7 protein-coding genes are annotated in these 8,192 nt (G+C 45.8%); 3 read left to right on the top strand and 4 right to left on the bottom strand.

Annotated features, from left to right (window positions below; all coding sequences use genetic code 11):
• Positions 1–48 precede the first annotated feature (48 nt).
• From EO95_RS12865 to EO95_RS12855, 3 genes are all read left to right on the top strand, one after another.
• Positions 49–255, top strand: coding sequence for a hypothetical protein (locus tag EO95_RS12865; protein WP_235283010.1), 207 nt, complete (start codon positions 49–51; stop codon positions 253–255).
• Between the two features lie 272 nt (positions 256–527).
• Positions 528–2,126: an MFS transporter gene (locus tag EO95_RS12860; protein ID WP_052733586.1), complete on the top strand. Its 1,599-nt coding sequence runs from the start codon at positions 528–530 to the stop codon at positions 2,124–2,126.
• Between the two features lie 70 nt (positions 2,127–2,196).
• The gene (locus EO95_RS12855) at positions 2,197–3,069 is read left to right on the top strand and encodes a winged helix-turn-helix domain-containing protein (RefSeq protein WP_048135197.1); all 873 of its coding nucleotides are present in this window, start codon (positions 2,197–2,199) and stop codon (positions 3,067–3,069) included.
• Between the two features lie 417 nt (positions 3,070–3,486).
• On the opposite strand, the gene EO95_RS12850 is transcribed toward EO95_RS12855, so the two are convergent.
• The 4 genes from EO95_RS12850 to EO95_RS12835 all read right to left on the bottom strand — a co-directional run bounded on the left by EO95_RS12850 (position 3,487) and on the right by EO95_RS12835 (position 8,010).
• Positions 3,487–4,077 carry a FumA C-terminus/TtdB family hydratase beta subunit gene (locus EO95_RS12850; protein ID WP_048135187.1) on the bottom strand — a complete coding sequence of 197 codons (591 nt, stop codon included), beginning with the start codon at positions 4,075–4,077 and terminating at the stop codon, positions 3,487–3,489.
• On the bottom strand, positions 4,077–4,919 hold the full coding sequence (locus tag EO95_RS12845) for a fumarate hydratase (protein ID WP_048135186.1): 843 nt from the start codon (positions 4,917–4,919) through the stop codon (positions 4,077–4,079). Before EO95_RS12845 ends, EO95_RS12850 begins: the two co-directional genes overlap by 1 nt.
• 402 nt (positions 4,920–5,321) lie before the next feature.
• Positions 5,322–7,376 (bottom strand): BACON domain-containing protein, encoded by a 2,055-nt coding sequence (locus tag EO95_RS12840; protein WP_048135184.1) that lies wholly within the window; start codon positions 7,374–7,376, stop codon positions 5,322–5,324.
• A 34-nt stretch (positions 7,377–7,410) separates the two neighbouring features.
• Positions 7,411–8,010 (bottom strand): hypothetical protein, encoded by a 600-nt coding sequence (locus EO95_RS12835; protein WP_048135182.1) that lies wholly within the window; start codon positions 8,008–8,010, stop codon positions 7,411–7,413.
• Positions 8,011–8,192: the final 182 nt, after the last annotated feature.

Below are 8,192 nucleotides of genomic sequence, written 5' to 3'. Positions count from 1 at the left end.
CTATTCGTCGGCAGCGTCAGATGTGTATAAGAGACAGCCTATATATGGGTGTGGCTGGCTCAGATGCTCTGGCAGGTAGATCCGCAGGCCTGGATGTTTCTGGCTGTGATTACCGTCTTTAACCTGTGCGTGGATTTCGTGCTGCTGGTTACCGGAGGGTCATGGTATGACGTTAACGTTTCAGTTATTCTGAACTCCCTTATTCTCATCTATATAATGCTGCCGGGGGTGAGGGGAGCATTCGGGCACGATTAAACATATTCAACTGACAATAAACGATAATGATCCAAAAAATGGAAAAGAGCTTCGGATTTCTTTTTCTTCCTTTTTGCCACGACTCATCGCGTTATGAAGAATATCTTAGCCGGTGAGTAACGATAGTAGATCTATCAATTGATAGTAGATCTTAGTAGATCTATCAGTTGATAGTAGATCTACCAGTTTTTTGGGTAGAACTGCCATGAAGAAGTATCTTTTCCAGGGTATAATCAGGCTGCCCTTATTATTCCAGTTCCAAAGTGGTTACTGTGGAAAAGAAGATTGTACTTGTTGCACTCACGCTTGCAATGTTTGTGCTTGTTATTGATACGACAATCATGAACGTCTCGATTTCGACACTTATCAGTGACTTCAATACGGACGTAACCACAGTCCAGGCTGCCATTACCCTGTATGCACTTGTGATGGCATCCCTGATGATCACCGGAGGGAAGATAGGGGATATCGTCGGGAGAAAACGGGCATTCAGGCTTGGACTGGTTATATATGGGGTGGGTTCGTTCCTGACGTCAATCAGCCCGACAATAGCTGTACTGTTTGTGGGGTGGTCGATCCTTGAAGGGCTTGGGGCAACCCTTGTCATGCCCGCTATCCAGACGCTTGTGACCTCGAACTACAGTGGGAAGGACCGTGCCATGGCTTATGGGATACTGGGGGGAGTCGTTGCAAGCGGAATTGCCCTCGGACCTATCATAGGAGGCTGGCTGACAACTGCATACACCTGGAGACTTGCCTTTGCCGGAGAGGTTGTGATCGTGCTCATTGTCCTGGCTTTAAGCCGCTACATCCTGGATGCACCCCTTGAGGCCGACGAAAAGCCAAAGCTGGATATAGTTGGGTCTATCCTCTCCGCACTGGGGATGGGTTTTATCGTTTTTGGCATATTGCTGGCAGGGACTTACGGCTGGTGGAATGCACGCCAGACTTTCTCCATAGCAGGGATTGATATTTCCCCGTTCGGTCTTTCCCCCACTCCGTTGTTCATTGCAACAGGAGGCGTTATCCTGCTGGGCTTTGCCGCCTGGGAACGCCATATCATTACCAGCGGAGGAATGCCGCTCGTAAGGCTCGACGTGCTCAGGGACCGCAGGGTCACATCGGGAATCCTCATCCAGCTGGTCCAGACCCTCCTTTTTGGAGGTTTCCTGTTCAGCATGGCCCTCTTCCTTCAGATCGTCCTGGGCTTAAACGCGATTCAGACCGGCTTTGTCTACCTGCCTCTTTCCATACCGCTTTTGATTGCTTCTCTAACGGCATCCCGGCTCTCCATCTTCATTGCCCCGAAGCGCATCATCCAGGCCGGACTGATCATACTTCTCGCAGGGCTTTTCCTGGCTATTGCAACCATTGACGTGGAGGTCAGAGGGCCTGGCCTTATGACCGGCTTTGCCCTGATTGGGATAGGCGGGGGGCTTATAGCGTCCCAGGTAATGAACCTCGTGCTTTCCCAGGTAGTACCTGAAAGGACAAGTGAGACGGCTGCCCTGATGGGCACTTCCCAGAACCTGGGCATGGCCATCGGGACTGCCCTGATGGGATCTCTCCTGGTTGCAGGCCTGGCAGCAGGAGCCATTACCTTAATCGATGACAGTACTACCATTCCGGAAGACCTCAAGCCCGACCTGGTATCGGCAATAGAGAAGAATGTACGCTTTTTGAGCGATGAAGAACTGAAAGCTGTCCTGAAAGATGCTCCCCCAGACCTTACACAGGAAATCTTGAGGATTAACGAAATCGCTCGCATTCAGGGGATAAGAACTACCCTCCTGGGGCTGGTGATTATAACAATATTCGGCATAATCATCTCGATCTTCCTGCCGCCTGAAATCCTGGTCCCTCCTAAATGAGCCCGTTTATACTGGAACTATAATATTGCTGAAGAAAAACTATATATCCATAGCTTTTGCAGTAAAACTGATGAGTTCATCTCTGGTCACAGTCCTCCTGTCTTCAAGGAAGGCGGATCTATTTTTATTTCTAAAAGAGAAGCCCAGGACCATCGAAGAAATCAACTCCAAACTTGGCACCAACCCGGCTGCGATTCTGCTCCAGCTCAAAAGGTTAAATGAAAACGGGCTTGTTGTTCAGGAAGACAGGGTATACAGCCTCTCCCTTCCGGGAAAAATCCTTGTTCGAAGAATGGAATCGCTTGTTAAAGCTTTCAGGCTGCTTGAGGACGATTACGATTACTGGCCAGGTGTTAAGCCCGGTGGAATTTCCCCCGTATTTTTTAAGCTAATGGAAGAACTTATGGCATATTTCCCTTCCCGCTATTACGGCGATGATGCTTCTTCAATGTATAAGGAAGTGACTGAAGCTTTTTGCAGCTCGAAACAGATTTTCCTTATTATTTCATACCCTGATCTTAGCTATCCGGCCATCTGTGCAGAGCATGCAAAAAAAGGGCTGAAGGTATCGGTCATACTTACTCAACTGATATTTGAAAAATTCGCAGAAGAGTTTAAAGAAGAAATTGATACACTGCTTCTTTTTGAAAACTCTGACATATATGTCCTGGATAACGATATTACTCCTCCTACCGTTGCTGTAACTGATACAATGGTCCTTACATACTTTTCATCAGGGAAAAACGATGGAAATGAGGACAACAGTATGATTATTTTCGGGGAAAAAGCCGTGCGGTGGGGTCAGGAACTTTTTGAACACTTCAGGGTGCTGGCCGAACCTCTGGTACCTGAGCCATCAGACCAGTTATATCTTGAAGCCAGCAGGGGAGAAGGTTCGGATGACAAAAGCCTTTCTAAAAGCACCTGTCCCACCCAAGTTTAGCTTAAGGGAGCATGAGTTTTGTCTCGCTTCGCTCAAGCAGACTATAATATCTATCTGAGCTTTACAACCATATTCACTGTATCGTGTCGATCTTATCCCGCTCGACGCAGGAGAGCGGTCTTGCCCAAAAATAAAAAGAAAAAAAGAGGGTGAAAAGAGAATCCAGAAACAAAAAGCGACAAAAAAGGAAAAAGTAGAATTTACAAAGCATGTGGTGGTGAAAAATAGACATCTGAATTAAGTAATACTGAAATTCACTTTTTGCAGATCTTTTTTATTTCTCTCTTTTTTGGGAAGGGCCGACAGACAAACTGGCGGAGGCGCTTATATTTTCTGAGAATTAAAAAGCGGTTTCAGGGTGCAGAGAAAGTATTTCTCAGATCCCTACCCTGGGCCGCATCACCTTAAACGTTGATTTTACTTCTGCATCCCTTCAAGCACTTTCTCAGCTTTTTCTCTTACCTCTGCAAAAATATCTTTCCCTTTTGTATCGATTCCTACAATGAGCGGCCCGAACTCCTGCACTCTGAGCACCCAGACAGCTTCAGGCATTCCAAGGTCAAGCCAGTGGACGTTTTTCACCTCTTTTATCAGTTCGGCGGCAAGGGCTGCACAGCCTCCTGTATATGCAAGGTAGACACATCTGTCTTTTAGTGCAGAGGCAACGCCTTTCATTCCGCCTTTTCCGATAACTGCCCGAACATTGTGGGCTTTCAGGAGAGGAGGGGTCATTTTTGACATCCTGCCGCTGGTTGTGGGGCCTGCGGAGACAACTCCCCATTCCTCCTTCTCTCCTTTTACGGTCTGCTGCATAAGAGGACCGCAGTGATAGACTACGGCTCCTTCGAGGGAGAAAGGAAGTTTTTCTCCTTTTTCTTCCATTTCAAGAATTCTTGCATGGGCTTCGTCCCGGGCTGTCAGGATCTCTCCTGAGATATATACTATGTCTCCGGCGTTGAGGTTCTCAATATCCTCAATCTTAAGCGGGGTCTGCAGGTGATGCTCCATTATTCCTCCCCCCCGAACACGACTGAAGCATGCCTGTTCGCCCAGCACTGGATATTTATAGCAACAGGAAGGGAAGCCGTATGGCAGTGTGCGGTTTTCACATGTACGGCAAGGGCGGTTGTGCTGCCTCCCAGGCCCATACAGCCAATCCCGAGAGCGTTTACCGCTTCAAGGATTTCTTTTTCGAAGCTGCTCATCCGGGTGTCGAGAGGCTCAAGAAGGGCTTCTTTTGCAAGCCTGGCGGCTTTGTCAAAGGAACCTCCTATCCCCACTCCAAGAGTCAGGGGGGGACAGGGCATCCCGCCTGCATTAATCACTGTTTCGAGCACGAAGTTTTTGATATTTCCTACCTCGGTGGGGTTCAGCATCCTGAGTGCGCTCATGTTTTCCGAGCCCGCGCCTTTTGGGGCAACCGTGATCCTGAGCTCTTTTCCGGGCACGAGTTTCCAGTGAATATCCGGGATTCCTGTGCCGGTATTATCCCCACTGTTTTTTCGGGTCAGGGGATCAACTGCGTTGGGGCGGAGCGGGATTTCCCGGGTTGCAAGGACGGCAGCTTCCCGGACTGCGGCTTCAATATCAAAGCCCGGCTGAAACTCGCTCCCGAGCTCCACAAAAAAGATCATGATGCCTGTGTCCTGGCACATGGGCACCCCATGATTTTTTGCAAGCTCGATATTTTTCAGGATCGCCTGGAGCTGGGACTTTGCAACAGGGCTTTCTTCCCGGGCTTCGGCGTCCCTGAGGGCGTCAACCACATCGGCAGGAAGCTCGATTTCCGCTTTTCTGAGAAGGTCTGCAATAGACCGGATGAAGGTTTCACGGTTAATTTTTGAAGACAAAAGACCACCATGGAAAGGAAATAATTTCTTTAATTTGATGGATAAACATGAATGCAGGTAATGAATGTATGTATGTATGTAATGGAGCTAGTGAGGCATTCAATAAGCTAGTAAGGTCCTTAAGGGCTATAATATCTGGAAGGTCTTTTGCATTTAATGTTTAAATATCGAGCGCCCGGGTATTCAGAACTGTTTCTACTTATTTACATGAGCTGGGTTGGTATTTTGACTTAATATATGGGCGAATAAAGAAGCATTTATGTAAGAAGTATTATGGGAAAAATAAAGTAGTGACACCTCCTGTATCGAAAGTATCAAGTTCTTCCCTCGTAACAAAACGTTCATTCTTCTCTGAAAATGTGTGTTACTTTCTCGCCTGATGATTTATTGCTCTCTTTGGAATTAGAAATGTATCTCTACTGCCGGTGATTGGTTGTTTTCTTCATTACTTTCTTCAACGCGACAATAAGCAGGCTTAAATTCATCCTCGCTGCAGCTGTCTGCCACAGCTGTTAAAGAGACTGTTTCACCATCCAATGACACCCTGAAAAGAACATCCCCGTTGAAAGTTCTTTGTTCCCCTGGAGCAAGTGGAGCATCTGTATAAGGATACCAGATACTGCTTTCTCCAGGAACCCTGAAAGCTACCGAGTAAGTGCCCGACAAGTTGGTGTATTCTGTTGATATTTTAAAGATGTCAGCAGCCTCATCGCCCTGATTCCTTACTGTTACACTTATGGGTACTGCGAGATAAGAATCATTTTCTTCTACTTCAGTGGTCGCATCCCCTGTGACCTCCAGAAAAGCCACAAGGTCGGGCCCTTCCGTCTCTTCCGAATATACCGTAAGGTTTACTGTCCCTTCTTCAGCCCCTACATTCGAGTTAATTTTGAAAGTTGCCGTGTACTGCCCGGGATCCAGATCACTCGAATCCACGCTGACGGTAACAGTCCCCAAATTTATCCCAGCATCTGGATTTATCGATATCCATGAAGACCAGTCGGGGTCAAGGACAATATTCCACTCAAGGTCGCCTTCTCCTTCATTCGATATGTAGAATTCCTCTGAGTCCGATTCCCCCTCAAGCAAATTGAAATTAAAGGATAGCGGGTCCGGATCTACAGCTAAAATAGGGTCTTCTTTGTCCTCTCCTTCTTGCAGCACGTTTAGATATATTATGCATTCTTCATTCTCTGCGTTTGATTCTATTGTAATAGTTCCTTCGTATTCTTCCCCCGGGCTCAGGTTATCTGTGTCTACTGTGACAGTCACAGTGCCTGAATTTATCCCGCTTTCGGGGCTCAGGGTTATCCATGATTCATCGGCACTTGCTTCCCACTCGAGCATTCCCCCTCCGTCATTTGATATCCTAAGTTCTTCTTCGCCAGATTTTCCCTCTTCCAATTCAAAATCAATGGAAAGAGGATCTACAGCCAGGACAGGAGGCTGACTTCCCACTACCAGTCTCATCGGACACTGTTCGGTTCCTGCATTCGATTCTATTGTAATGGTCCCTTCATATGTCCCCGGTTCAAGTCCTTCTGTATTGGCTGTAACGGTTAATGTGTCTGAATTTGTCCCGCTTTCCCGGCTCAAGGATATCCATGGACATTCAGGGCCTGTACTTATATGCCATTCAAGGGTCCCACTCCCTTCTTTTGAGATCTGTAATTCCCTGGAAGCTACTTCTCCCTCTGCCAGATAGAATTCGATGGAATGTGGATTTACAATCATTCCCGGATACTCGCTTCCCACCACAAGATTGACCTGGCATTGTTCGGTTCCTGCAAGTGATTCTATGGTAATAGTCCCTTCATACGTTCCTTCTTCCATATCCTCTGCATCAACCAGAACGATAACATTACCCTCATTTGCTCCTCTTTCTGGGTTCAGGGATATCCACGGCTGGTCCGAGTTTGCCGTCCATAAAAGAACCCCGCCTCCGGTGTTTGATACATGGAACTGGTCTGAGTCGGATTCTCCTTCATTAAGATCAAAGTTAAGATCGCCCGGAGCCGTTGATAGTGAGGGCATGATAAAAAGAGCTATGGCAGCCGTAAGGGGGAATATAATAAGTATTGCGATTTTTACCGGAAGGGGTATGTTTTTTAAAGAAAGTGCCGCTCTGGCTAAAAAAGATACTTTAGTTTCAAGGGAGCTTTCCAGGACTGTACTTATTTCTTCTATTGCTTTCTCGGCAGTTATGTTGCCCTCAAGAATTTCTCTGGATATCTCTTCAGAGGCTTCTTTGAACCGGGTGGCTTTCTCTGAGTCGGTCAACTTCTTAAGCTGGCTTTCTAACCTTTTGATTTCGGTTTCACTCAGATCCTTTCTTTTACTTTTTATGGCTTTTTTAATTGCTTCTCTGGTTAGCTCCTGGGTATACTTTTGCGTTATTTCTTTTGCCAGGTCTTTAACTGGTTCTTTGATTTCTTCATGATCCTGAGTATCCCCCATAATCTCCCCTCACCAAATCAGATGGATATCTTTTTTAGACAGATCTGTTTTGCCGGGCAGTTTCCTGGATTTTTTCGCTGCAACTTTCAACGTTTTCAGTCATGCATTCGGATATTGCTTCCAGCATTCCATCGAATAAAATAAGTGAAACAAAGTTTTGTGGCAGGTTTTTTCTAACATCCTGCTTTATTTCGTTTGCTTTGTCATTGCAAATTTTCTTAATATTCAGGGCCCGTATTAAATCCAGTTCTGCTTCGGGAATCCCTTCGCTTTCTTCTTTTATTTCATTCAATATTCTTTCACAGATCATGTCTCCCCTGTGTTCCAAAATCGGGCACATCTCCTTTTTTACCTGGTCCTTTACCTGATTTTTTGTAGTCTCACAAGCCACTTCTTCCACTATTTCTCCTATCTTTTTTTCACGTATGTTCATAACGTTCAGAAATCTAATCTCAAAACATTCATCCAGTCCCCTCAGTATCCCGTTTTTAACTCCTTCTTTGACCCCTTCTTCGACCCCTTTCATTATGGCGGAGACGATTTCATCTTTTATTAACTCATAATTATTTAGGCACAGTTCATCGATGTTCTCCTTTACTCCGGTTTCCACGTTTGAATTTTCTTTCTCCCCCATACCCCTGACCTCTTTTAAATATAAGATATAAATTTTTTAAATTCCAAGTAAATGCTTAAATGTCTTTTAACCGCTTTATTAAATCAAGTCATTTTTATAATAATTACTATAATAATATACACTCTTGAGGGTAGCAGAAAAATTGTTCAGAAAAAAAGTAGCTGAAAAAAAGTGGCTGAAAA

This window comes from Methanosarcina sp. 1.H.T.1A.1 (genome assembly GCF_000979295.1).
Lineage (GTDB): Archaea > Halobacteriota > Methanosarcinia > Methanosarcinales > Methanosarcinaceae > Methanosarcina.
Note: the sequence above shows the minus strand (reverse complement) of the source record. Positions and strands in the feature narration are given on the sequence as shown.

Excerpts from the sequence above, each read along its gene's own strand:
- EO95_RS12855 (WP_048135197.1), top strand. The coding sequence starts at position 2,197 with ATGAGTTCATCTCTGGTCACAGTCCTCCTGTCTTCAAGGAAGGCGGAT.
- EO95_RS12850 (WP_048135187.1), bottom strand. The coding sequence starts at position 4,077 with ATGGAGCATCACCTGCAGACCCCGCTTAAGATTGAGGATATTGAGAAC.
- EO95_RS12840 (WP_048135184.1), bottom strand. The coding sequence starts at position 7,376 with ATGGGGGATACTCAGGATCATGAAGAAATCAAAGAACCAGTTAAAGAC.
- EO95_RS12835 (WP_048135182.1), bottom strand. The coding sequence starts at position 8,010 with ATGGGGGAGAAAGAAAATTCAAACGTGGAAACCGGAGTAAAGGAGAAC.